The 25295-nt window shown below is 34.2% G+C and carries 24 protein-coding genes and 1 pseudogene; 10 read left to right on the top strand and 15 right to left on the bottom strand.

Features of this window, described 5'->3' with window-relative positions:
* The first annotated feature begins 15 nt into the window (after window positions 1-15).
* From ACIQXJ_RS11815 to ACIQXJ_RS11795, 5 genes are all read left to right on the top strand, one after another.
* Entirely contained in the window at window positions 16-579 is a 564-nt protein-coding gene (locus ACIQXJ_RS11815) for a 5' nucleotidase, NT5C type (protein WP_403053662.1), read from the top strand.
* Window positions 580-1744: 1165 nt separating this feature from the next.
* Window positions 1745-2593, top strand: a complete 849-nt coding sequence (locus ACIQXJ_RS11810) for an ABC transporter ATP-binding protein (RefSeq protein ID WP_403053659.1) — start codon at window positions 1745-1747, stop codon at window positions 2591-2593.
* A 3-nt stretch (window positions 2594-2596) separates the two neighbouring features.
* Window positions 2597-3253 (top strand): ABC-2 transporter permease, encoded by a 657-nt coding sequence (locus ACIQXJ_RS11805; protein WP_403053656.1) that lies wholly within the window; start codon window positions 2597-2599, stop codon window positions 3251-3253.
* A gap of 32 nt (window positions 3254-3285) precedes the next feature.
* Window positions 3286-3966, top strand: coding sequence for an ABC-2 transporter permease (locus ACIQXJ_RS11800; RefSeq protein ID WP_403053653.1), 681 nt, complete (start codon window positions 3286-3288; stop codon window positions 3964-3966).
* Window positions 3967-4001: 35 nt separating this feature from the next.
* On the top strand, window positions 4002-4697 hold the full coding sequence (locus ACIQXJ_RS11795; RefSeq protein WP_403053650.1) for an ABC-2 transporter permease: 696 nt from the start codon (window positions 4002-4004) through the stop codon (window positions 4695-4697).
* Between the two features lie 512 nt (window positions 4698-5209).
* Here the strand turns inward: ACIQXJ_RS11795 and ACIQXJ_RS11790 are convergent.
* From ACIQXJ_RS11790 to ACIQXJ_RS11775, 4 genes are all read right to left on the bottom strand, one after another.
* Complete coding sequence (locus tag ACIQXJ_RS11790) at window positions 5210-5413, bottom strand: IclR family transcriptional regulator domain-containing protein (RefSeq protein ID WP_403053647.1); 204 nt, start codon at window positions 5411-5413, stop codon at window positions 5210-5212.
* Window positions 5331-5513, bottom strand: coding sequence for an IclR family transcriptional regulator domain-containing protein (locus tag ACIQXJ_RS11785; protein WP_403053644.1), 183 nt, complete (start codon window positions 5511-5513; stop codon window positions 5331-5333). The genes ACIQXJ_RS11790 and ACIQXJ_RS11785 overlap by 83 nt, the downstream gene beginning before the upstream one ends.
* A gap of 110 nt (window positions 5514-5623) precedes the next feature.
* The gene (solA, locus tag ACIQXJ_RS11780) at window positions 5624-6742 is read right to left on the bottom strand and encodes an N-methyl-L-tryptophan oxidase (RefSeq protein WP_403053641.1); all 1119 of its coding nucleotides are present in this window, start codon (window positions 6740-6742) and stop codon (window positions 5624-5626) included.
* Between the two features lie 117 nt (window positions 6743-6859).
* Window positions 6860-7492 (bottom strand): nitroreductase family protein, encoded by a 633-nt coding sequence (locus ACIQXJ_RS11775; RefSeq protein ID WP_403053638.1) that lies wholly within the window; start codon window positions 7490-7492, stop codon window positions 6860-6862.
* Window positions 7493-7621: 129 nt separating this feature from the next.
* Between ACIQXJ_RS11775 and ACIQXJ_RS11770 the strand changes: the two genes are divergently transcribed.
* The gene (locus ACIQXJ_RS11770; RefSeq protein WP_340825448.1) at window positions 7622-7966 is read left to right on the top strand and encodes a winged helix-turn-helix transcriptional regulator; all 345 of its coding nucleotides are present in this window, start codon (window positions 7622-7624) and stop codon (window positions 7964-7966) included.
* 283 nt (window positions 7967-8249) lie between these two features.
* On the opposite strand, the gene ACIQXJ_RS11765 is transcribed toward ACIQXJ_RS11770, so the two are convergent.
* A complete protein-coding gene (locus tag ACIQXJ_RS11765; protein ID WP_340825447.1) occupies window positions 8250-9602 on the bottom strand; it encodes a uracil-xanthine permease family protein in 1353 nt (450 codons plus the stop codon).
* A gap of 111 nt (window positions 9603-9713) precedes the next feature.
* The gene (gene guaD / locus ACIQXJ_RS11760) at window positions 9714-11084 is read right to left on the bottom strand and encodes a guanine deaminase (RefSeq protein ID WP_403053634.1); all 1371 of its coding nucleotides are present in this window, start codon (window positions 11082-11084) and stop codon (window positions 9714-9716) included.
* Between the two features lie 383 nt (window positions 11085-11467).
* Between guaD and ACIQXJ_RS11755 the strand changes: the two genes are divergently transcribed.
* The 4 genes and pseudogenes from ACIQXJ_RS11755 (at window position 11468) to ACIQXJ_RS11740 (ending at window position 15168) form a co-directional block, all read left to right on the top strand.
* Entirely contained in the window at window positions 11468-12109 is a 642-nt protein-coding gene (locus tag ACIQXJ_RS11755; protein ID WP_403053631.1) for a hypothetical protein, read from the top strand.
* Between the two features lie 271 nt (window positions 12110-12380).
* Window positions 12381-13574, top strand: a complete 1194-nt coding sequence (locus tag ACIQXJ_RS11750; RefSeq protein WP_403053628.1) for a YbfB/YjiJ family MFS transporter — start codon at window positions 12381-12383, stop codon at window positions 13572-13574.
* 63 nt (window positions 13575-13637) lie between these two features.
* Window positions 13638-13808, top strand: a pseudogene (locus ACIQXJ_RS11745) (HAD hydrolase-like protein); the annotation flags it as partial.
* A gap of 226 nt (window positions 13809-14034) precedes the next feature.
* A complete protein-coding gene (locus ACIQXJ_RS11740; protein WP_403053625.1) occupies window positions 14035-15168 on the top strand; it encodes an Rpn family recombination-promoting nuclease/putative transposase in 1134 nt (377 codons plus the stop codon).
* 55 nt (window positions 15169-15223) lie between these two features.
* Here the strand turns inward: ACIQXJ_RS11740 and ACIQXJ_RS11735 are convergent, their stop codons facing one another.
* The 9 genes from ACIQXJ_RS11735 to ACIQXJ_RS11695 form a co-directional block, all read right to left on the bottom strand.
* A complete protein-coding gene (locus ACIQXJ_RS11735) occupies window positions 15224-17608 on the bottom strand; it encodes an ABC transporter permease (protein WP_403053622.1) in 2385 nt (794 codons plus the stop codon).
* A gap of 3 nt (window positions 17609-17611) precedes the next feature.
* On the bottom strand, window positions 17612-18370 hold the full coding sequence (locus ACIQXJ_RS11730) for an ABC transporter ATP-binding protein (protein ID WP_403053619.1): 759 nt from the start codon (window positions 18368-18370) through the stop codon (window positions 17612-17614).
* A gap of 162 nt (window positions 18371-18532) precedes the next feature.
* Entirely contained in the window at window positions 18533-19972 is a 1440-nt protein-coding gene (locus ACIQXJ_RS11725) for a HAMP domain-containing sensor histidine kinase (RefSeq protein ID WP_403053617.1), read from the bottom strand.
* Window positions 19973-19985: 13 nt separating this feature from the next.
* Complete coding sequence (locus ACIQXJ_RS11720; protein WP_403053614.1) at window positions 19986-20693, bottom strand: response regulator transcription factor; 708 nt, start codon at window positions 20691-20693, stop codon at window positions 19986-19988.
* Between the two features lie 25 nt (window positions 20694-20718).
* Window positions 20719-21420 carry an ABC transporter permease gene (locus ACIQXJ_RS11715; RefSeq protein WP_403053611.1) on the bottom strand — a complete coding sequence of 234 codons (702 nt, stop codon included), beginning with the start codon at window positions 21418-21420 and terminating at the stop codon, window positions 20719-20721.
* Between the two features lie 16 nt (window positions 21421-21436).
* Window positions 21437-22315 (bottom strand): ABC transporter ATP-binding protein, encoded by an 879-nt coding sequence (locus tag ACIQXJ_RS11710; protein ID WP_403053608.1) that lies wholly within the window; start codon window positions 22313-22315, stop codon window positions 21437-21439.
* A 176-nt stretch (window positions 22316-22491) separates the two neighbouring features.
* Complete coding sequence (locus tag ACIQXJ_RS11705; RefSeq protein WP_403053605.1) at window positions 22492-23508, bottom strand: ABC transporter permease; 1017 nt, start codon at window positions 23506-23508, stop codon at window positions 22492-22494.
* Window positions 23505-24233 carry an ABC transporter ATP-binding protein gene (locus tag ACIQXJ_RS11700; RefSeq protein WP_403053603.1) on the bottom strand — a complete coding sequence of 243 codons (729 nt, stop codon included), beginning with the start codon at window positions 24231-24233 and terminating at the stop codon, window positions 23505-23507. The genes ACIQXJ_RS11705 and ACIQXJ_RS11700 overlap by 4 nt, the downstream gene beginning before the upstream one ends.
* Window positions 24234-24288: 55 nt before the next feature.
* On the bottom strand, window positions 24289-25185 hold the full coding sequence (locus tag ACIQXJ_RS11695) for a hypothetical protein (protein WP_403053600.1): 897 nt from the start codon (window positions 25183-25185) through the stop codon (window positions 24289-24291).
* Between the last annotated feature and the right edge of the window lie 110 nt (window positions 25186-25295).

Genomic DNA, 25295 nt, shown 5'->3' with positions numbered 1-25295 from the left:
AGGAAGAAAATATAGATGAAATTTGGCTTTGATATAGATGATACGCTGATTAATTTACGTGCACATGCCTTTTCGCTTTATAATAAAAAGCTAGGCAAAAATATAACAGACGAAACCTTTCAAGCTTTGCAAAGAGTAGAGATTCATGAGCCCTTTGGATTAACAGATGCAGAGGGCTCAGCAATGTGGAACAGTTCATTGGATGAAATCTATTTTACGGATTGTCCAATTTTCGAAGCCGCACTTGAAACATTGCAAGCATTACATCAGCAAGGACATGAAATTTATTATATTACGTCACGTCCAAAACAATATTGTCAACAAACGCAACAATGGATGAGAGCGCAAGGTTTCCCTCTAGAAGAGGGTCATTTCTATTGTGGTATGCAGGATGCGGAGAAAATAAATATTATAAAAGAACTTACTTTAGATGTTTACGTTGATGACAAACCAGCAGTGTTAGAAACGCTACAAGGTATTAAGACAAAAGTGATATTAAAAAATCAATCGTATAATCAGCTTGTAGATTTACCACGTTTGCATTATTGGCATGAATTTTTAAGCATAATTAATGACTAAATGGATTGGTATAACGAAGTCGTTGTACCAATCTTTTTTGATTGTTTTCGTACATAATAGTGAAATTATTAATGGTTTAAATGTATGAATTTAAAGACTAGTTATAAATAAAAGCTTGATAGTTAGTTTAAGGGGCTTTGGAGATGGGGTTAGCGAGGATAAGGTGGATTTATTGTTAGTTACTATTTGAGTATCATTTTTTGTAGTGCTTTTCTAATTGGATGTATTGTTGATTGCAAGATTTAATGAATCTATTTTATAAAGGTGTTAAAGCTGTATACTTCTGACTTAAGATATCAATTTTGTCCCCATATTTTTTTAAAAAAAGCTTTCCTACCTCATCTAATTGCAAAATATGACATTTTTTTGATGTACTATCATTTTACATTTCAACACTAGAGACCTATATTCTAAGTTGTTTTTCAGTCAAGAAGAGTAAATATTTCACATCAACCGACAGAAAAATGACGGTTACCGACAGAAAAAATGTCGGTTGAAATAGCGGTTATGGGGATGATAAACTAGTAATAACATTAAATAGTAAGTGGGGATATAGCGGTTTCCTATCATTATGATACAAGCAAAATAGCTATATTTCTCTATAAACGAGAGCACTTGTAAAATAATTTATTGAACTATTGTAAAACTGACGGACTTGAATACTATGATTCTGTTCTAGAAATCGGTAACGCAACGTTTATTCCGTTACATATCAGAAGTCGATTCTCCCACATCATATAAACTTCCACGCATTGAAACAAATAGAACGAGATTCGACATACTTCGCATTTTTGCAAAACACTTCTAGGCAGAATAAAGGGCTAAATAGTTTTCTAAACAGGAGGAAACTTCAAGGTCATTTATTCCATGAAATAATACCTCAATTCACTTAATAAAGCTGAAGCCTTTTTAGCAATTACAATTATACTATTCCACACCGTCACCCCCCTTCGGAAATAAACACCATTCATAAAACGATGACAACGACTAAGATGTTAGCAATGTGTAAATCTGTGCAACGATTTATTTCTATTTGTATAGATAATAAAGAGGAAAGAATACCATTTTTAAAAATTATAGACTTTATTTTCTGAATGTTATAACTAATTAGGTGGAGCTAAGCTGTTGACATATTAATTTTATATAAATAAAGGAGGACGAAATAATGTCAAATCTTTTAGAAATTAATAATCTTAGAAAGTCATATGGTGACAAAGTTGTCTTAGACGATGTTTCATTTAATGTACCATCAGGAGCAATTGTAGGATTTATTGGTAATAACGGGGCAGGTAAATCGACAACATTTAAAGCTGTGTTGGAATTGATTCATAAAGAGAGCGGTACAGTGAAACTATTTGGTAAAGAAAATCTAAATAAAGAAGTTGAACTAAAAGAAAAAATAGGGGTGGTATTTGATGCGATCAATCTGCCGTCTAACCTTACAATAAAGCAATTAGGTAAAGTGTTTGTCAAAGTGTTTGATTCTTGGGATCAAAATGAATTTGATCGCTTAGTAGATATTTTCTCTTTACCTAGAAATAAAAAAGTCGGTTCATTCTCACGTGGGATGTCGATGAAAATATCTATAGCGGTTGCATTATCACATAAAGCACAATTATTAATCCTAGATGAAGCAACAGGCGGTCTTGATCCGTCTTCAAGAGAAGTGGTGTTGGATGAATTGGCGAATTTTGTGAATGAAGGGAGTCATGGTATCGTACTTTCGTCCCATATTATGAGTGATATTGAAAGGATAGCAAGCCATCTTGTCTTTATTAGTGAAGGTAAAATAACTTTAAATGTGGAAAAAAATAAAGTGTTTGAAAAATATGCTTTTGTGGATCTGGATAATGAACAGCTAACACAATTGAACAAAGATATTGTCGTTGCCCGAAGAAGACATGGTGCTACCGTCACGGCACTTGTATCGGATAGGGGAAAATTACCAAGTGGTGTAATGGCTCGAACAGTTTCAATGGAAGAAATCAGTGTGTTTTTAACAGGGAGTGAATAATAAATGAAAGGTCTATTATTTACAAACTTTTATTTAGTTCATCGAAGCATTTTGGTATACACATTGATAGGAATAGGGGTCACTGCTTTTTGTTTGAAGCTAACTGGAGGGGCATATGCAATTTTTAGTGCTATTACGTTGGGTTTAGTAATAACAATGCCTGTATGGGAAATTCTAAAAGTTGAGGCTCAGTCTGGTTATAATAAGTATGTACTCACTTTACCGGTTAGTAGAAAAAATATTATACAAAGTTATTACTTAGTCTATTTTTTAGTAGTAGTTATAGGTATAATACTATTTGTTGGTATCTTTTATGTCTATGGTCTATTTTCAGAGGTTTCAATTGACCTTAGTCTATTTCAAACTATTGCTTTTGCAATTCTCTCAATGTTAACACTTGGAGCGATAATATTTCCATTGATTTTTATGTTGGGGGAAGAGAAGTCTGATTTTATTCTATTGCTGAGTCTATTGTTCATGGGTTTAGTAGTAAATTCACTCCGCTTGGGCGTGTACTCCTTAATAGAGCAACCACCGCTGTTAAAGTTTAATCTCGATCCATTAAAGCATGTTCCGTTAATATTGCTTCTAATAGGTATTTTAATTTTTCTTATATCTTTTTTTATTTCTCTATTTATTTATTGTAAAAAAGAATTTTGACTTACACTTTTAAAATAGAGGTGACTAAAGTAATGAAAATGACAGGTTTAGTATTGACAAACTTTTATATGGTTTATCGAAGTATGATAATATACACGGTTGGAGCAATAGTAACAGGTGCTGTTCTTTTTATATATATAGGGGATGAGAAATTTTTTGGAGTTGATGCAGAATTCTTCGTTCCTAGGATTATTTTTCTATTAAGTATACTTCCTGCATTTGAAGTTTTAAAAGTTGCAGCGAAGTCTGGTTATGATAAGTATGTACTTACTTTCCCAGTCCGAAGAGGAACTATTGTGAAAAGTCAATATATTTTCCTTACTTTAATTACAGTTGTAGGGATAATGGTAGCTCTTGGTGCTCTTTATCTATTCAGTCTACTTTCTTGGATATCATTAGATATTTTTTTATATCAAGAGGTGATATCTATGTTTACCATATTTATTTTAACTGGTTCTGTAACATTCCCACTTATCTTTATGTTTGGGGCAACAAAGTCAGATATTTTTGTATTGCTAACTTTCTTTGGTTCGTATTATGTTGCGGGTTTAATAAGTAAGGCAATGCAGTATATAGCCAGTTTAATGGATATAGATTTGCATAATTTCAATGTATTTATAGGTTTTTCAGTGATATTTGTTTTGATTGGTATGTTAATCTATATTCTTTCTTATTATTTTTCTGTAACTATTAATAACAAGAAAGAATTTTAAATCATACTTTTAAAAAGAGGAAGAGTGAATAGATCATGCAAATGCTAGGTCTTCAATATACAAACTTTTATATGGTTTATCGAAGTGTTTTGATGTACGCAGCGATAAGTATAGTATTATCTGGTATTTCTATTTGGGTTTCAGATGTCTCAGTGGATTCAGAGCCTTTCGTATTGGGTGAGGGTGGTCAGTGGTTAGCTATTAGGTTTATTATGCTGCTTATGATGTTCCCAACATTGGAATTGTCAAAAATTGAGGCTAAGTCCGGTTATGATAAGTACGTGCTTACTTTACCAGTTCGTAGAAGTACTATAGTACAAAGTTACTATCTTTTTTATTTTTTATCCATAACTATTGCAGTTATACTATCTTATGGCGTCGTATATATATATACGTTATGCTTCCAGCTATCCTTTAATAGTAATAATGTTGTTGAGTGGATTGCTGTCGATGCCGTTGCTTTGCTCCTAGCGGGAGCAATAATATTCCCACTTCTTTATAACTTTGGAGTAGAAAAGTCGGATGGTATTATAATTGCAGGAGTATTTGGACCGTTTTTTGCTATAAATTATGTAGGAGAGATACACTATTTACTGGAACGACTACCGTTGTCAAATTTTAATTTAAATCTATCGACACATCTGCCAATTTTATTGCTTCTAGTGGGTATTTTGCTTTTTCTTCTATCTTCTTTTATATCACTTGTTATTTACGGTAAGAAAGAATTTTAAGCTAAATAAAAGTTAGGGCGTATTGGCTAGTTATATATGGATAATAAAGTATTAAGGAGAGGAACTTTAGTTTCTAAATCTTCTCCTAGCAAATTGAAACTTTTAGTGTTACTACACCGTAATTTTCTTTTATGAAAAAATCTAATAGCGAGCATGTATGAATGTAGCTTTTACATTAAATGGAAAAGCTTAGATTAAGAGGATTTATGAGGTTGAAATATGATATTGCAATCTTAGCATTTTAGAGGAGCAAATGAATCCTGGCAGAAAGTAAATCAAAAGAAGTTCAATAAAAAGGGATTTTTTAAATTATATCTAATAAAGAAATCGGTAAGGAAAATTTAGTTATGAAAAATTTGCTTTGGCAAAAATAAAATACCGTTTCTAAGGTAAATCTGCATTTTCGAAGTAATAAAATATGGTACAAGGAAAGTCGTTTTTACATACCTTTTTAATTAACATGATTGTTTTTCTATGTCTATAGCGACATTTTGAATGGTGGCAATTAATTGCTACTCAGCGTAAATACTGTAACCGACTTCCGGTATAACGAGTGTGACAGAAGCGATGATTTGACGTAAAGCATTTAAAATTGGTGCTGATACAGAACGTGCGCCACGCGCACGCTCGCTATTACTTTTGGCAAAATGTTGCACGCGAATTTGCTGTAGTTCGTCGCTCTTTGGAACAAATCGTCCTATCGGTAATCGGTTCAAATGTTAGATGTTCTACATAATCTTCAACATTAGGCATAAAAGCAAGTAATGTTTTAGAGGATGCACTTGCATACAGCGGGAAGGTGTCACTAACAAACATTTTTGTGAGTCCATGAAAAGTCATTCTTTAGCATACTGAGCGTAATGTTTTTAATCATATAATGTAACGAAAACAACCAAGAGACATTATGGTCTCTTGGTTGTTGTTATTTAAGCAAAGCGGCTAAGCTGAAAGTGGGATAAATCTTGCTTACTTTCTCCATATAAAATAAGATCAGCTAAAACTTCGCCAACTGCACTACTGAATTTAAAGCCATGACCTGAAAAGCCTGCTGCAATCACAATATTTTGATGGTTAGGTAAGAAATCTATAATAAAATGCTCATCAGGGGTTACTGAATATTTGCACGTTTTTCCGAATGATAGTGCACCATGCTGTGGCATAAAGCGGTTAATAAAATGCTGTAATTCAGCACCATCTTGCTCATCAAAAGGACGTAGTGGCTCATTCGGATTGATGGCCTCACCACCGTCATGACGTCCAAGTTTTAAACCAGCACCGTCGATACTTGGAAAACCATAATACGAAGAATTTGCAAATTCGAAACAATAGGCAGGAAAAATAGCATCGCGATACAGGCGATCATCTGCTTTAAACCAAGCAAATGTTTTTCGAGTAGGGGTAATTGGCAGTGAAAGGTCCATTGTTTGAAGTAATTCAGAGGCCCAAGCACCTGCTGTTACAATAAGTTGTTTTGTTTCATAGACGCCCTTTTCTGTATGTATTTGTATTATTTCTTGCGCCTGAATAGTGTGCACCTTTTCATCTGTATGCAAGAGTGCGCCTTGTGCTAATGCTAATTTTTTGTAGGCATGAATACAAGCTTCCACCCGTAACACACCAGCAGTTGGTTCAAAACATACGACCATTTCTTCAGGTAATGTTAACCCCGGCCATTTTTCCATTGCCTCTGCAGCTGTATATTGTTCTAATGGTAGATTGTAGAGCTTAGCGCTTTCCCTTACATTTTTAAGAAAAGTGTGATTGGTTTCGCCAACATTCATTACACCTGTTTGTAAAAATAATGAATCGTTTGTTTCAGCTTCAAGTTCTCTCCATAATTGTCCAGCTCGTTTGACAAAAGGTACGTAACTAGCACCTTCACCGTAAGCAAAACGAATAATTCTCGTGTCACCATGGTGACTACCTTCTTCATGAGGCGGATCAAAAGCATCGAGCATAAGGACGTTTTTACCAGCTTTCGCTAAATAATAACCCGCTGCCATTCCCATCGAGCCAGCACCTACAATAACTACATCATAAATCATCTTAATCCCTACTTTTTTCCTCTAGTATAGCAAAATAAATTGAGAATTTTATAAATTTTTTTGCAAAAACATCACCCCCGCACAATTACATGTGCGGGGGTGGTCAAGTATTTACTATTAAATAAAACGAGCAATATCTTGTAAAGGTAAACGAGACGAGCCATAAGCAGGTGCAGCACCTTTACCGATAGCGATAAGGACTACAGGGAAAATATGCTCTGGTAATTCGAATCGTTCAGCAAATTTCACTTTATCAAAACCGCCCATTGTCACAGTATCATAGCCTTTTTCTTTGGCGATAAGCATAAGTTGCATTGAAATAAGACCTGCATCAAATGTAGCAATATTCTTTCGTACCTCTAATGGTGCAGATGGGTAAGTACGTAGGGTATTCGCAATCATTAAATCCTTCTGTGCATCACCCATATGACCTTCTGCGACATTTTGTGTATAAATTTGTTCAACTTGTTGATACATTTCGGCATTTCCTAACACCGCAATAACTGCTGATGATGTTTCAACTTGTTCTTGGTTATTGGCAATAGCACGAAGCTCTGTTTTCACTGTTTGATCTTGAATGACAAGAAATCTCCATGCTTGAAGATTGCTAGATGACGGTGCACTTGTTGCTTCTTGAATGATTTCTTCAAGCTCTGCTTGAGGTATTTTAAAAGTAGGATCATAAACACGCACTGATTTTCGATCCTCCATAATTGTATATAGTTCTGATTTGTTATTTGTTGTTGACATAATTTCCTCCTAAAAAACTTACTAATGGTAAGTTGATAAAAGAATCTTACCATTAGTAAGTTTATACGTCAAATAAAAAATATTATATGTTACAATAGAAATATGGAATTAAAAGTGGGAGGTTATTATATGACTAAATCTAATTGTTCACATATATGTAGTAGCTACCATCAGGCAATTGAATTTATAGGAAAACGGTGGATGGGCATGATCATCTATACGTTATTGCCTGGTCCAAAAAGGTATCATGAAATACATGCCACTATCCCTGGCATTTCTGATCGTTTGCTAACAGAACGTCTAAATGAGCTTGTTCAAGCGGGTCTAATCGAGAAAAAATATATTGATTCGTCGATAAAAAAAGTAGAATATGCGTTAACACCGAACGGCTTAGCGTTTCAGGAAGTCATACTGTCTATTCAAAAATGGATTGATTTATGTGATTTTGAACAGACTACGAAAGAGTCAACATAAAAAAGACAAAATACATTGAGAGTGCCACCCTCTTAAGGTATTTTGTCTTTTTTTATAGAAAATATTTAGTTTTCCTATAAATCTTACTCAAAGCAATTGAAGTCCATGGGTAGTTGCTCTGCAATTTGGATGAACCTAATATTCTACATTAACATCAAATACAAATGATTCTTTTCCGTTGTTCCATAAAGCATTGATTTCATAAATAAAATCAACTGAACATAAAAGAGACTGTAGGCAAACTCACATTGTAAGTTTATCTACAGTCTCATACTTTATCAATCTATTTAACGTTCGGTAATATTTTATTTAAAAGAATGGCAGCTAGAGCAGCAGTTGCTACTGGAGAGCCAAATAAGTATTGAACCGTTGTTGGTAAAGAATATAAGAAATCTTTCGGTAGTAATGTTAACGCTAATGTTAAAATGACTGGTACAGCGATGACGTACATTTCTTTTTCGCCGATGCGTTCATTTTTCATTACTTGTAACCCACTAATCGCAATGATGCCACAAACGATAACGAAGACACCACCGATAACTGCGGATGGAATAGCAGAAATTAATGCAGCTAACTTACCTGAAAAACCGAACAAAATAAACCAAGCACCTGCAGCAATAAAGACACGACGACTTGCAATACCTGTAATGGAAATAACACCTGCATTTGTTGAATAGCCTGTTACTGGTGTAGAACCTAATAATGAGGCGATGAAACAGCCAATACCTTCTCCGATTACTCCACGATTTATTTGCTTATCTGTCAATGGTTTTTCAATGACATTACTAACCGCAAACCATGTACCTGTTGTTTCAGCCATTAATACAATATAAATAATAATCATTGTCAAAATAGCTGAAAAGTTAAATGTAAAGCCAAAATCTGCGAAAGGAATTTGTGGTAAGCTAAACCACTTTGCTTTTCCAACTGCTGATAAATCTAATACACCCATTATATTAGCAGCGATACAGCCTATAAGTAACGCTATAATGACAGATGCGATACGAAATGCACGACCTTTTTGACGGAACACAGAGCCTAGCATTACACAAACAATTAATACGATAGCGGAAATAAGAGCTAAATAAATATTTTGGTTAATCGTAGCGCCAGCACCTTCAAAAATATTACTACTTAAACCAACTGGCATTAGCGATAATCCAACAACGAAAATAATTGTACCTCCTACAATTGGAGGAATAAACGTTTTAACAATTTTATTGAAAATACCTGTATAGCCTAAAATAATGACAAAAATTGCACCAATTAAGCTTGCTCCTAACACAGAGCTCCAACCAAGTTCGCCACTGCCACTAGCCGCATAAATACCTACAATCGCACCTAGTGGAACATAAGACGGCCCTTGTGCGATTGGAAGCTTCATGCAGAAATGAGTTTGAACAATTGTCGCAATCCCTGCAGCAATAAAAGTCGATTGTATTAATGCACTTGATTGACCTGATTGCAAACCTATTAACATCGCAATAAGGAAGGGAACTACATAGACGTCCATTGCCATAACATGCTGTAAACCTAGAAGAACTGATTGGCTAAATGGCACTTTTTCATCGGGTAAAACGGTTAAATGTGTGGTATTACTTTTATCGTTTGCTAGATTGTTTTTTTGCGTTTCCACTAAGATGTACACCTCAAAGTTTAAGTTTTTATATAATGATTAGTATTTTTATCTTTGTTCGTGACCTCCCCCTGCTGCTATAGCGAAGGGGAGAGTATTGTTTGTGTAAAATTATTTGCTTCTTTCATGAACTTTCGTTCCTTGCACCCACACTTCACGAATATTTTCAGGACGAACTAGATACATAATTTTTTGGAAGATATCGATCAATTCTTCATTTTTATCGTAGATTGGAAGTTTGGCAGATGCTATTTTTGTATCGATTACTTGAACATCCCACGTAAAGTTTTCTTGTAAGCGACCAACTGGTAGGCTTAAGCTTTCACCACCGCCAGCTGTTGCTAAATAAAATGCTTCATTGATTGTAATGCGTGAATCTGGCACGCCACGTTTGTCTGCAGGTAGCGCTGTATCAACACCATCTTCCAACATTCTAGATGACATAACAGCTTGTTTCGCATTATCGAAAAGACTCGGAGAGAAGCCACCTGAAATATCTGATCCTAAACCAATATCCACCCCTTTTGAATGGAAACGGGCAATTGGAATGACACTGTTTGCAAAATAAGCATTTGAGATTGGACAATGACCGATCGCTGTACCTGTTTCAGCAAATAATTCTGCATCTTCATCGTTTAAAAAATTGCAATGTGCCATAACAGACTTATCACCTAATAGACCGAAGTCATGTAACGCATAGGCGTCATTTTTGTTGAAGCGGTCCTGTACATAACCATGCTCCCAATCGCTTTCACTACAGTGAGATTGGATATGTGTATCATATTTAGCAGCCAATTCTCCTAAACCTTTTAATGCACCATCTGTACAACTCGGAATAAAGCGAGGCGTTACAACAGGATATACACCTTGTTTTGTAGTTTTTGCTAATTCTTTAACAGCTAAAATAAATTCTTCTGTGTCTGCTAATGCTGTATCTGTGTTTGCATCACGATAAAATTCAGGGTTTTGTTCAGGGTCATCCATAACAACTTTCCCAACTAGACCACGTTGTCCTTTTTTAGCACATATTTTAGCTAACAATAAGCTCGCCTCTTTATGGACAGTTGCAAAGTATAACGATGTAGTTGTGCCATTGGCAAGTAGGGTACTAACTAAATCTTCATAGACCTCTTTGGCAAATGCTAAATCAGAGAACTTAGATTCGATTGGAAAGGTATATGTGTTTAGCCAGTCATTTAGAGGAATGTCTAAAGCCGTTCCAGCTTGAGCCCATTGGGGTGCATGTACATGCAAGTCGACAAAGCCTGGGAAGAAATACTGTCCGTCAGTTAATTGATGGAAATTGTCTTTCCCTTCGTATGTATTTAATAAGGTTTGATATTCAGGATGTTCCGGTGCAATAGTTTTTTCTATCATGCCGTCTGCGTTAATGCAAAAAAGATAATCTTTTAATATTTGTACTTCTTTTGAAGACTTACTTGAAAAAGCAGTCCCTTTAAAAATTTGCGTATATTCACTCATGGTTTACACCTCAACGTTCGTATTTTAGTATCAGCAGGGAATATTATAGGACAATTAAACTGTAAAGTCTATAAAAAAACGAATAAAAGCTTTTTGATTTAATAGAGATTTAAGGGGAATTAACATAAAATGAAAAGAGTTTTACAACAATTTTATGGAATGGAAATATATAGTGAGGCGGAAGAGGAATGAAAATAGGGGTTGAAAACTTAAAAATTTTTGAATAAAATATAGTTGAGAATCATTATCATTTAAATATCTTGCGAAAAAGGGAGGTAGCAGTATGGTTTATTGAATCCAGTAAGGCATAAAAATAGAGATTAGATTATTATAATTTTCACTGCTAGAGTCACTATATTTCTAAACGGAGAAAGGAGCATACTATGAAAAAAATAAGTAGTGGATTCATTTTATTTGTAGTTATTTTAGGATTAGTAATTCCTCATTTTGCTTTGGCTGCAAGTGAGGGCCGACAAGAAAATCCATTTGAAGCGCCAGAAAAATATGTTTCCTATCTAAAGTCATTTGGTGATACTTACGATGAATTCATACAGCAGTATAGTGAATTATCGAAAGAACAGCAGGAAATAATTTTAGATGTACTACAAAATGGCGGTAATTTTGATGTAGAACTAACTGAAAACAGTATGCAAAGCGATGAAAAACAAAGATTTACTAGAGCTACCGTAGGTAATAGACCTGTATCATTTGATGCAGATTTTAGATTATTCGGAATAACTTTTGTGAAAGTGAGATTAGAAGGTAGATTTGAATATAGTAATCAAAAAGTAACTTCCGTACAGTATAAAAATGCTTACATTGTTCAGAATTTTGTCCCTTTAAGTGGATTTGAAAGAACATCTTTAGATGCGTATGTAAGTGATGATAAATTCTATGCGAGTGCTGCATTTACGGCTTTTGTAGGTGCAAAAATAGGAGATAATATTATTGGCGTGCGTCCAAGAACCTTTAACATTCAATTAAATTCTGATTATAGAGGGAATGTGAATGGACATGCATGGTAACAAAGCAATTGTTGTGTCGGGAATATGTTTAGTTGTTTTTTTGATTATTTTATCTATCGTTATTAGTTTAAGAGCCAATTATTAATCAAATAGATTTACCAAAGGACTCAAGTGTAAATACTTGAGTCTTTTTTGTGAAAAAAATCGGTGCAACATATATAAAATATTGTTTTATAAATTGATTACTGGAAAAATTTTATAAATTATATGTTTGCTTTATTAATATTGATTAAGTATCCTTTTATTAACAATAAAAAGTGGAGGGGATGCGATGAATCGTCAACATATAGGGGTATTATTTGGAGGAGTATTGTTGCTCGTAGTAGCAATGGGCATTAGCCGTTTTGCTTTTACACCTATTTTGCCATTTATGCGGGAGGATGTCGGTTTTTCATTTAATGTTGCCGGCTTTTTAGCATCCAGTAATTATATTGGTTATTTTATTGGTGCATTGTGGGCTGGATTTATCTATCGACAAAAGAAAAATTTTTTACTCTTGAGTGTTATGTTAAACGTCATTTCTGTTGTCCTTATGGGGCTAATTGAAATTTATAGTGTTTGGCTTGTCCTGCGCTTAGTTGCAGGGATTACAGGAGGGCTTATATTTGTTTTAACATCTAGTATTATTATGGATTATTTAGCTAAACAGTCACTGACAAAGTGGTCAGGTTATTTATTTAGCGGTATAGGGCTTGGCATTGCCATATCTGGCTTGTTCGTACCTTTCATTGAAGTACGTTTTGCTTGGCAAGGTACTTGGATTGGCTTAGGAATTTTATCAGCACTTTTATTAATTATTACATTGATCTTATGGAGAAATTTACAAGTTTACGATAGCGTGAAAGTTACTAAATCGTCTGATACAAAAATGTCGCGAGGTTTTATGCCTTGGCTTATTGCTGCATATGGGCTTGAGGGGCTTGGTTATATTATTACAGGGACATTTTTAGTAGATATTATTCACAACATTCCATCGCTCCAAGCGTACTCTTCCTATAGCTGGGTCATTGTTGGTGTAGCGGCAATTCCATCTGCCCCAGTTTGGACAGTTTTATTAGAAAAGTTTTCTGCAATTAAAATTTTGTTTGTGGCATACATATTGCAAGTGCTAGGGATTTTGTTGCCCGTATTTTCACAAACAGTATGGAGTGTCTTATTGTCTTCATTTTTATTTGGCTTAACATTCGTCGGCATTGTAACATTAACAACCGCATATGCTAGACAGCTTTTTCCAACCCAGAGTGGCCCAGTCGTGTCAGTATTAACGACATTTTATGCATTCGGACAAATAATCGGGCCAATAATTGCTGGACAGCTTGTAGTAATATACAACAGCTATAAAGCAGCACTCATATTTGCTGGAGTTATTGTATTCTTAGCATTGATAGTGATGTTATGCGGTAAATGGATCGTCATGAAACAACAAGAAAAAATAGCAAATTTAAACGTGCAGTCTACACCTTAGTGGAATTCTTGACGGTGCCAGGCACTCGTAAGATTCTAAATTGTTTGTGTGCCTGACACCGAAATTATTGAAGCTGTGCTGTTTGATTTAGATGGTACATTGTTAGACAGAGAGAAGTCATTGATTGCATTTGTTTCACATCAATATGAGCGTTTAACTCCTAAACTCTCAAGTATTCCAAAAGAGGACTATATTAGCCGATTTATTGAGTTGGACAATAATGGATATGTGTGGGGGTAGGTGTGACAACTGCACTATTAAGGAGAAATGATATTCAGGTTATTTCAGAAGAAACATTTTTTTAGAAAATCAATAATGATTAAAACAAATTCCTTTTTTAATAGGAGTTTGTTTTTTTATTACATACTGTAACATGTGATTTGACGAAATATTCATTAAATCATTTTTTCCTAAATGGACAAAATGTTATAATTGAGGTAAATCAATTGGAGTGATGCGAATGAGTGTAAAGACTTTACGTAAAATCCCACTTGAGAGATTTGTAGATTTAAAGGTAGATTATGCTTTTAAACAATTTTTTGGCACTGAGCAGAATAAAAACATCACTGTCGCTTTCCTAAATGCTATTTTAAATCCAACTGGCCGCGACGCTATTAATGAGATATCTTTTATGAGGCAAGAATTTGGTAGCGAGCATGTAGATGATAAGCAATCACGTTTGGATATTTTAGTTAAAACACAAGATGATTTATTTATAAATGTTGAAATTCAACTAACAAATCAATACGATATGATGAAACGAACACTGTATTATTGGTCAAGAATTTATACGTCTCAGCTTCGTAAAGGGATGGGTTACCATAAACTACGACGGACAATTACTATCAATATTTGTAATTTTAGTTTATTTGAACAAACAGATAATTACCATTCTGTTTTCCAGCTTTACGACAATTTAGAGAAGTTTAAAATGGATGATGTGCTCGAAATCCATTTTATCGACATGAATAAATTTATAAAGCAATGGTATGCAAAGCAATTAGATTCATGGGAAAATGTACTTGCTAGATGGCTAATGCTACTGGGAATGGTTGATGGACGCAAAGAGAAAGTTTATGAAGAAATCTATTGGAAATTGGAGGAGCTCGCCATGAAAGATGAGGAGTTATTCAATGCTTTTAATGTTTGGCAAGATTTAAGTCAATCCCCTGAAGATTATTATGCCTACCAATCTCGTTTGAAATATATCCTTGATGAAGCGGCGAAGCTAGAAGATACAAAATATATAGCTGAGCAAGAAGGGCTATTAAAAGGATTAGAACGAGGTATAAAACAAGGAATTGAACAAGGAATTGAACAAGGGATTGAACAAGGGATTGAACAAGGGATTGAACAAGGGATTGAACAAGGGATTGAACAAGGAATTGAACAAGGGATTGAACAAGGAATTAAACAGGGTATAGAACAAGGCCTAGAGAAAGGGATAGAACAGGGCATCAAACATGGAGAAAAAAAGATGCAGACAGAAATTGCATTGAAATTATTAAAAAGAAACACCGATCTTGAAACAATCGCAGAATTAACAGAGCTAACAGTTTCAGAAATTGAAGAGCTAAAAGAATTACTCGATTAATATTTTCCTATTTCATTTAATCTAAAATGCCCCCAATAATACTAGGGGGCATTTTTTAATCGACAAGCAAGACACGGGGTGAAGTTTTTGTAATCACATTCGTCGATAACCAACATCCAATACATGCAGCAACAATGCTTAAGCAAGCGATTGCAGTAGCTAAAGGCCAGTTTACAACGAGTGGCAGCTCAATTAATCCGTAATCTAAAATAATGTTCTTTAAAGCCATAGGAATTAATTTAATTCCGAAAAAAATACCAAGTATAGCACCGATAGTTGACAATATAAAAACAACAAAAGTGATGGAACATCGAATGTTCATGGAAGTCAATCCAAGTGCTTTATATATGCCATATGTGCTGCTTTCTTTTCTAACATTAATCCGCGAAATACTAAAAATAATAATACATGTAACGGTCATAAATAAAATGCCCATAACGGATAGTGGTATTATTAAAACGGCAATTACCTCTTTGAATACGGAGTCTAATAATGTTTGTTGCGTAACAGCTGATAAAGAGTCTTTAAATTTTTGGGACAAATCATTTACTACTTGATCCGATAATGTTTCATCCATTAAATTAATCATACTTATTTCAGAGGCAGAATAGTCGGCACGATAAACTTTTATAACATCTGCAGTGATTCTTGCAGAGTTGGACATATTGGCTATAGATTGATAAATGCCCGTAATGAGTAAGTGATGGTGCTGTCCTTCAATATAAACGTCTATAACATCACCTAGGCTTTTATCTAATGTTCTTGCAACATTTATACCGATAGCTATTTCATTTTTAGTAGATGGGTTATGACCGATAATGTTTACATAACCAAGGTCATCATAGTTTCCTTCTATAACATTAATATTGATGTTCAAAGTTTGATTTGTTTTGTTTGGTAACACACCAGTGAATTGATCTTGCCATGCGTAATTTTTAATTCGTCTATCATCATTCAGTTGTTTCTCAAAGCGTTCTTTTGAAAAAGAAGCTTCGTTGAATACGGTTACTATTATATTCGAATCGTCGTAGCCCCATGCTGGTGAAGTCTTTTTAATGGACACGAAGCTATTTAGTATAACAAAACTAAAGACTAAAATTGCGGAAGTGATAGAGGTTAAAATAATGGTAAGAATTGAAGCTTTCATATTCTTGGTTATATTTTTTAGACCAATCTTTAATTGAATTGGTAGTTCTATAAAATGTAATATTCGATTGGAATTGTTTAAGCGTCTATTCATCTTACTGTTAGCGAGTTCAGACATGCCATATTTGATTGCTTGTACGGGTTCAACAAGACGTGCTTTATTAGCATAAAAATATGCAGTAATAAGGATAATAGTAAAAATCAATATGCCAAGTAATAAATTTAAGCTAAAATTATGAATAATAGTTAACTGCTTTCCTGCTTTCAAAAAAGATAAAGAGCTTTCAATGATAATCCGAGAAAGTATATTACTTGCTAATAGACCTGGGAAAATTGCAATGACTGCTAGCAATCCGTATTGCATGACATATGTGGCAATAATACCTTTTGATGTAAGACCAACTGATTTAATAACGCCAATCGTTTTGTAATTGGATAAAATGGCATCAGATATACTAAAACCGATGATAAATAATGAAATAAAGAGCATTGCTACACCTAATATAATCATGATAAAGCCTATAATTTTATTAATAATTAAATAAAAAGATGCAATTTCTTCATATTCCATTTTTAATTCAAGATAGGGACCATTTAAATTTTGCTCGAATGCAGTCCAATATGTTGCATGCTGAGAATAGTCATCATATCTTAGGGACAGCATGTATTGATCTGAACCTGTCATTGAGTAGAGCTTTGCATTGTAATCGTGGTCATTCATCCATATACGCGCATTTGTTGTGAAAGGACCACCGTAGGCCATATCTACAACAATGGCAGTGACACTAAGTTTGAAGTTATTTCTACCTGCATGGAATTCCACCATATCCCCAAGATCTATACCGAAAGTTGTAGCCATTGATGTTGGAATCCAAATCGTTCCTTCTTCGGGATATAACTTTTTTTCTCCTTCTGCAAAAACAAGTTGGTCAATGATTAAAGGAGTCCTAGGTGTGTTCATCATAAATAAATATAAATGTGGTATTTCGGTGCCTTTAATTTTTATGCCTGAAAGATTTCTAAACGGGATGAGTTCTGAAGCAGTGACACCAGGCTGTTGCGCCCACCATTTATGCACTGCCACGGGATTATGAATTGCATTACCCATCGTTAAAATTTGATGAGCGCCATTTGATTCTTTGTGTGCTCTTTCGAACATATTACTTGTGTTGATGATAATGGTAATAGCTGTCACTAATAGTAGCGTGGACAATAAAATAAGAATTGCAATAAGCGAGTTTTGGATTTTTCTTTTCCTTATGTGTGCAATACAGAGAGTAATAATTGCCTTCATCGTCTACCCCTTTCTAGAAACATAAGAAAAGATTATATGTTCACGTTCTTGAAGGTCTTTATTATCAAATTTTTCGAAATCTAAAATGCCATCTATTTTCCCATCTTGAATAATAATAAGTCGATTAGCACGACAGGCAGCTTTAATATCATGTGTAATCATCACAATGGACTGACCATTTCTATTCATTTCCGTTAAAATATCTAGTACCGCAACACCTTGATCATAATTTAAACTACCAGTAGGCTCATCTGCAAAAAGTATTTCTGGACTATTGACTAAAGCTCTGGCAATTGCAGTTCTCTGTTGCTGTCCACCAGAAATTTGAGAAGGTAAACGGTTGTGTAGATCTTCCAAACCCAATGCTTGTAATAATGCCTCTGCCCTTTTTAGAACTTTTCTTTTCGCAGTCTTGGCAATATAACCTGGTAGGGCTATATTTTCAATCAATGTCAAATCGGGCACGAGATTGCTATTTTGATATATGAAGCCTATCTTTTTTGTGCGGAAAGCTGCTAACTGTTTTTCCGTAAATGTATCAATTCTATCCTCCCGAAAATAAACTTCTCCAGCAGTAATGCTATCAAGTCCACTTAAAAGATAGAGAAGAGTAGATTTGCCCGATCCAGAATTCCCCATAATGACAGTGAAATCACTCTTAAAAATGTCTAAATTAATATTTATTATGGCATGATATTGTTCTCTTCCTGTCGTATATGTCTTACATAGATTTGCAGCACGAATCAGTATTTCTTTTTCCAACCTAAAACCTCCTAAAATGCTTTATCTATTTATTTATTGTAAGAGCAATTTATTAAAAGGTTCTTATTGAAATATTAATAAAGTCTTACAGTTGAAAAAAACGCTAAGCGTAATACTGGTTGTTCGTCTCTTGTAGCCTGACAGAGGAATATGCACAAGATGTTAACAAATAGGAAGTAGTAGAGTAAAGGCTGTTCCTTCATTTTGCTTACTTGTAAATGAAATAGTACCATTATGAGCCTCTATAATATGCTTACAAATGGATAAACCTAGACCAGCACCATCATTTTTAACAGCTGTTTCTTCTGTAGGATGAACACCTCTGAAGTAACGTTCAAAAATAAAGGGCATATCTTGAGGGCGCATACCTTTGCCAGTATCAATTACCATAATTTTTATCAAATGATTCTCTATATCAATAGAAACAGTTATTGAATCACCAGGACTAGTATGTTTAAGTGCATTTGTGATGAGATTAGATAAGACTTGTTCTAACCGTTGCTCGTCTACACGAATAAGTACATTCGGTATGTCTGTCGGTTCTATAAATTGAATACCGTTTGTTTGTACGTAATGACTAAAAGGACGGAGAATATTAGCAAATAACGTTCCACAATATTGCTCCTTTAAGTTCACAGGGATATGACCGAGTTCTTTTAACGTATGAATAAATAAATCATCAATTAGTCTCGACATTTTTTCTGTATTTGTTTGCATGATGTGAATGTAGGTCATCATCGATTCCTTGTCTGGACAAATACCATCAGCAATGGCATCTAAATAGGCTTTAATAGTAGTAAGTGGTGTTTTTACATCATGAGAAATGGTAGATATGAGCTTTTTTTGGTTCAGTTCTTGGATATCACGCTGTTTATTCAGATTCAAAATTTCTAATCGCATTTGCTCAAATACTGCATATAAATCGCCAATTTCATCAGATTTTGTATAGTCTGCTTTTTGTTCATAATTACCTCTAACGATTTGTTCAGTACTTTTTTTTATATTGTCGATTGGATAAAGAATATCTTTTTTAGTTTTATAAATAATGCAATAGATAAGCGCCAAAAATAGTAAGCTTAAACAGCTGATAATTATTATTATTGTAATATTGTTCGAACTAGATTGGCTTATAGGTATTAGTGATTCATCCATCGTGAAAATAGCATTACCTATTTGACTTTTCGTTTCCTCATTTATGATTGGGAATGCGATTTTAATGATTCCTTGATCTTGTTTGGATGTATATAAATCATAATGTAAATCATTTTTTAGATTGATATAGGTAGGAGAATCCTTTTTTATTGAACTGAAAATAACTTTACCATCTAGTTGACTAACAATAACATCGATTTTTTGGCTGTTACTCATTGCTTGTAAGGAACTTTGTAAATTAGTATCCTGTTCGAGATTACTAAAATGGTCTTCTATGTAGATTAATAGATGGTTTACATTTAGTCTGATTTGATTTATTACATTAATGTTATTAGGCTCTTTAGGAGATGTTGAATTTATAAAAAATAAATAGCTAAAACATCCGTATATTAGAAATAAACATACGAACATAGCTTGTAACCATTTCTTCATCCACGTTTTTAAATACATAGCACGCTCCTATTTAGGTGTTTTGGTTATTAAATTTATATCCGACGCCCCAAACAGTTTGAAGATAGATTGGACTGGATGGATTGTTCTCGATTTTCTCTCTTAATCGTCTAATATAAACAGTAATTGTATTTTCATCCCCATACGAATCAAAGCCCCAAATGGCATCAAGTAGCTGACTTTTTGAGAAAACTTGATTACTGTGATTAATTAAAAAATATAACAATTCAAATTCTTTCGCTGAAAGGAGAATCTGAATTTTTTCGCGTGTAAATGTATGCTCTTTTTTATTAATCACCATATCGTCAATTTGAATTACTTCTTTTTTATTAGCTTGTTCCTGTAGTAATCTACCTTGCTTTCGTAAATGTGCATTGATTCTCGCTACAAGTTCGCTTAAGGAAAATGGTTTTGTCATATAATCATCTGCGCCGAATCCTAGTCCCAGTACTTTATCTGTATCACTGCCTCTTGCACTTAAAATAAGAATAGCAACATGACTTTTTTCTCGAATAAGTCGACATAATTCAATTCCATCATAATCTGGAAGTGTCAGATCAAGAATGATGAAATCGGGGATTTCTTGTTGAATAGAAAGGATAGCTTCTTTTCCAGTGCTTACAATTGTAGGTTCGAAGTGATGAACGGTCAGATAGTCTTTTACTATATTCGCAATATCTTTTTCATCTTCAATAATTAAAATTTTCGGGTTCTTTATCATGCAATTCACTCCTTAGTCGTTGTTCTTACATTTTCTTTTTACGAGTCAAAATAAAGAAGTATAACCAGATTACTAGCAAGCTATAAACAAAAATCCAAATAAATTGCCAATAAAAAACGGCCGGAATTGATTGGAGACTATCCTCTGAACTCATCATTTCTAGAGAAAGATGTACAGGGGGGAATAGCCATATAAGGCCCTTTATTTCATTTTTCAAGGAGACGATAGCTATAGAAATGATTAGCATACTAAGAACACCCCACCAAGAATTTTGTTTATTTTTCACCAGTTCCCTTGTGAAAAGAGCAGAGAGTCCAATAGCAAGAATCGATAGGCTAAAGTGAGCTAGGAAGCCCAATACTATATGTACAGGTCTTGGTCTCTCACCAAATGCATCTATCATAATAGGGTACATTACTGACACCCAGCTGAGACAAAATCCAATCGCAATACAAATCAAATAAAGCGCCCAAAAATATGGTTTTTGTCCTTTAGAATGTAGAATAGTTATTACTTTTTGTCCTTCGTCCTCCGCATGAAATATTGTTACTGTAAACCATCCCATTAACAAGAAGAGTAGAGTCGAAGTAAACGAGAAACTATCTAAAATTGGGTTTGGCACAAATGCATAATTGACTACCATACATAAAATGAAAATAAAAAAAGGGGGGATATATTTATAAGTCCTGAGATAATTTATCAATTGATAGTGTAATAAACTAATCATTTCACTAGTAAACCTCCTAGAAATGGTTATAAAATTGGTCCTTTTTATGATTTATAGGGAGAAGCTGTTTAATGGTAGCCTTGCGCTGAAGTAATGCCAGTAAGAGCTTATCTGTATTCATCTGACTAACTGTTACTGTTACCTCTTGATTCCCATTATTTATGGTGCGCATTTGTTTGATTTGGATAAGGGGAAGGAATTCTTCCAGCGACCATTGACTGGGAAACTCAAAAACTAATTGATTGCTTGGAATAGCGGTTTTTGTTAATGCCTCCATTTGCATCACTTGACCACCTTGAATTAATAAGACCCGATCCACAAGATTTTCTAATAATTTTGTTTCATGACAAGTTAAAACGATACTGTAGCCGTTTTCTTTTAAGGATAAAAGGATATTTTCTAAATCATTTTGGGCGCGAGGATCAAGTCCAGATAGGGGTTCATCCAAGATGAGAAGATGTGTTTCTTCAAGCATCGCCTGCATGATCATCATTTTTTGCTTCATACCTTTTGAAAAATTAATCATACTTGTGGTACGAGCTTCTTGCATATTAAAAATCTCGAGTAAGTCAGTTATTTTTTGTAGTAATGCCCTTTTGGGTATGCCACTAATTTTGCCCATATGAAAAAGATACTCTTCTGGTGTAAAAAATAGATGAGAAGGAATGACTTCAGGTACGTAACCAATTTTTAAAGATTGTACATGTTTGTTCACTTCACCGATATCAGGATCCACTAAGCTCCCAATAATTTTGAGTAGCGTACTTTTTCCTGAACCATTTTTCCCTACAAGTGCTACAATTTCCTTGGTATAAATGGAGAATGAAATGTTGTCTAAAACTTTCTTAGCTTTATATTGTTTAGAAATGTTTTGTATTTCCATTATCGTATTCATTCGTACACACCTTTTTTGTTAGTAATAAATCTATAAAGTCTTATAAGAATATTATAAATTAATCTGTCGTGAATTGCTTTTGTAATATGGAGCATTTTTCTATTTTTGTAGATTAATACTTGAGTTAAAAAATAAAAGCTCTGCCAATGATTTTGTGGGCAGAACCTTTTAGAAAGCTATAATGAACGATATTTTTTTAAGCTAATAATATTTAACATAATAAAGACAATAGCAAAGCAAGCTAGAATCACTAAATTTACTACAATTTCATTAAAGGAATACCCTTTATACATAACGCCATTTAATGCATCAGCTGCATAATACAATGGCATGATGTGACCAATGCTTTGTAACCATTCCACCATATTGTCAAGTGGGAAAATACCAGAAAAAAATACTTGTGGCACAATAACAATCGGTATAAATTGCATCATTTGAAACTCTGATGCAGCGAAGCTAGATAAAAGTGCGCCTAATGATAACGATACAAGTGCAATTAAAATATTAATAAGGAACACGAGCCAAATAGAACCAACATGGACGATATCGAGGATATAAATTCCAAATAGGACAATAATAATTGTCTGCATAAAGGCAAACAATCCGTAACCAATCAGATAACCTGCGACAATTTCTGAACGTTTAATTGGAGTTGCTAATAATCGCTCTAGTGTTCCTGAAGTACGTTCCTTTAATAAGGCAATACCAGTAATTAAAAAAACAAAAAAGAAAACAAAGAAGCCGATAAGCATTGGGCTGAAAATATCAAAAATAGCCGTATCTTTGTCACCATATACATAGTCGGTTGTAATCGTCATTTTAGAAGCTTGCTCAAGTTGTAATACTTGTGACAACTTTATCTTAACGGCTTTAGCAGTAGTAGGATCATCATTTAATAAGTTGAGCTTTATTTGATTGTTGTGAAGTGCTAACCAACTATCATATTTGTGTTCTTTTAGTTTGGCTATAGTAAAATCATTATTTTCTATAACTTCAAAATCCGCAGCCTCCAGTTTTTCAATAAGCTCTGTAGGAACATGTGAGACAACAAGCGTTATAACTGGCTCATTACTATTAAATATAAAATACATTAATGAAAGCACGAGGAGGGGGGCAAGAAATAGCAATGCAAGTGTACGTTTATCGCGTCGCATTTGTTGAATAATTCTTGAAACTAATGCGCCAATTTTCATAGTATTGTACCCCCAGCTTTTAAAAACACTTCATCAAAATCTTTTGCTTTATATTTTGCTTTCAACTCTAGCGGTGTACCTTGTGCTAAAATGTGGCCGCTACGTAGTATGGCTAATTGATCACAGCGTTCAGCCTCGTCCATTGCATGTGTAGTCACTAAAATAGTTTTATGTTCTTGCTCTTTTAGACGAATAAGCTCCTGCCAAATTTCTTGTTTCAATACAGGATCAATCCCGACTGTTGGTTCATCCAAAATTAATAGCTTTGGATTTTGGATAAGGGCAATTGCCAGTGACAACCTCCTTTTCATCCCCCCTGAATAATTCATTACTTTACTATTTAATTCATCAGTTAAACGAACAAGATTTGCAGCGTACGCCACACGCTCAAGCCGTTCTTTTTTTGATAATCGATAAAGTTTTGCAAAAAAATGTAGATTTTCGGCACCTGTTAAATCTGTATAAAGAGCATCAGATTGCGCCATGTACCCTATTTCCATTAACAATTGCTTATGGGGAACAGTGTACTCAAATACATGAATAGTACCATTATCTGGCTGTAGCATTCCCATTATTAATTTTATCAATGTCGTTTTCCCACAACCAGAAGGACCAAGTAAGCCAATTAACTGACCTGTTGGAATGTCGAAAGATAGTGGTGCAATGACTTGTTTATGATGAAAACGTTTTTCGACAGCTTTTAAAGTAATCGCATGTTCTTTCAAAAAACCAACTCCTTTGAGGTGCCTGACACACAAACAATTCAGAATTGTTTGTGTGTCAGGCACCGTAATACGTATTGAGTGCTGCTTCCAAGCGTTCTTCTAAATGCTGGGAAATATAAGTGAAAACAAACTGCTCTTTTTCCATCTCAATTTGTGAGGACCTAAAAATTTTTGCGAAAAATCCTGCCTTATTCTCTAGTGAAAATTGTTGCAGTGCTTCGGTGCGTAGTGTTGAAACGATTTCATTTTCAATATGGCGTTCACGGATTTTTTTTACGATATCCTTTACGCTACCTTCTTGTAACTCTAGCATTTGCTTTTGGAGATTTTCATTTATATGTTTCAGTTCATTTGTTTCATTTTGGATGTCTTCGATTTTTCGGCTCGATTCAGAAGAAAGGACATTTTGAGCTAAAAAATCTTCGTTAATCGTAATGTGCAATGTCCCTTGCTTTTCATTAGGTTCCATATGAAATAAACCGGTTTGTATCATTTGCTGTAGGACACTTCCTAAAACATCGACTTTATGGGCTAAATCATCTGATGAAGCAAGAGTGGTTGCAGTAATTTGATGTTTAATTTGCTGACCGCTATCGTCAATTCCTAGAAGAAGTTTTAAGCCCTTTACACGGTATTCGTCCTTTAAAAGTAGTATCATACGAAGTCGTAAAATGGCAGGGAGGTCCAACCGAATATTCGTGATTTGATGATTAGAGGCGCTATCAAAAATATACTGGTCAAAAGGTTTAATGTAGTAACGTAGCATAGCATCCGTTATTTCAAACCAACCTGCAACTTCTGAAATACTATAATATTTTTTTTCATGGATGTGTGTTAAATAGGCATCACCATAAAGTGTTTCTTCTAATGGTGTATGTTGTAGAACGACAAACAATGGATCATGCTGCACAATTCCGAGTACCAATTCTTTTGCATCACTTATTTCAATCATTTCTTCTACACCCCACTTTATTTTTCATTTGCTAAATTTTGCATTATCTCTCTATTAGGTTTCTATTCTTTTTAAGCCAATTGTATGCATATTTAGAGCAGTATAATTTA

This window comes from Lysinibacillus sp. NPDC097868 (genome assembly GCF_044761135.1).
In the GTDB taxonomy this organism is placed as follows: domain Bacteria; phylum Bacillota; class Bacilli; order Bacillales_A; family Planococcaceae; genus Lysinibacillus.
This window is presented reverse-complemented; position numbering and strand designations above follow the sequence as displayed.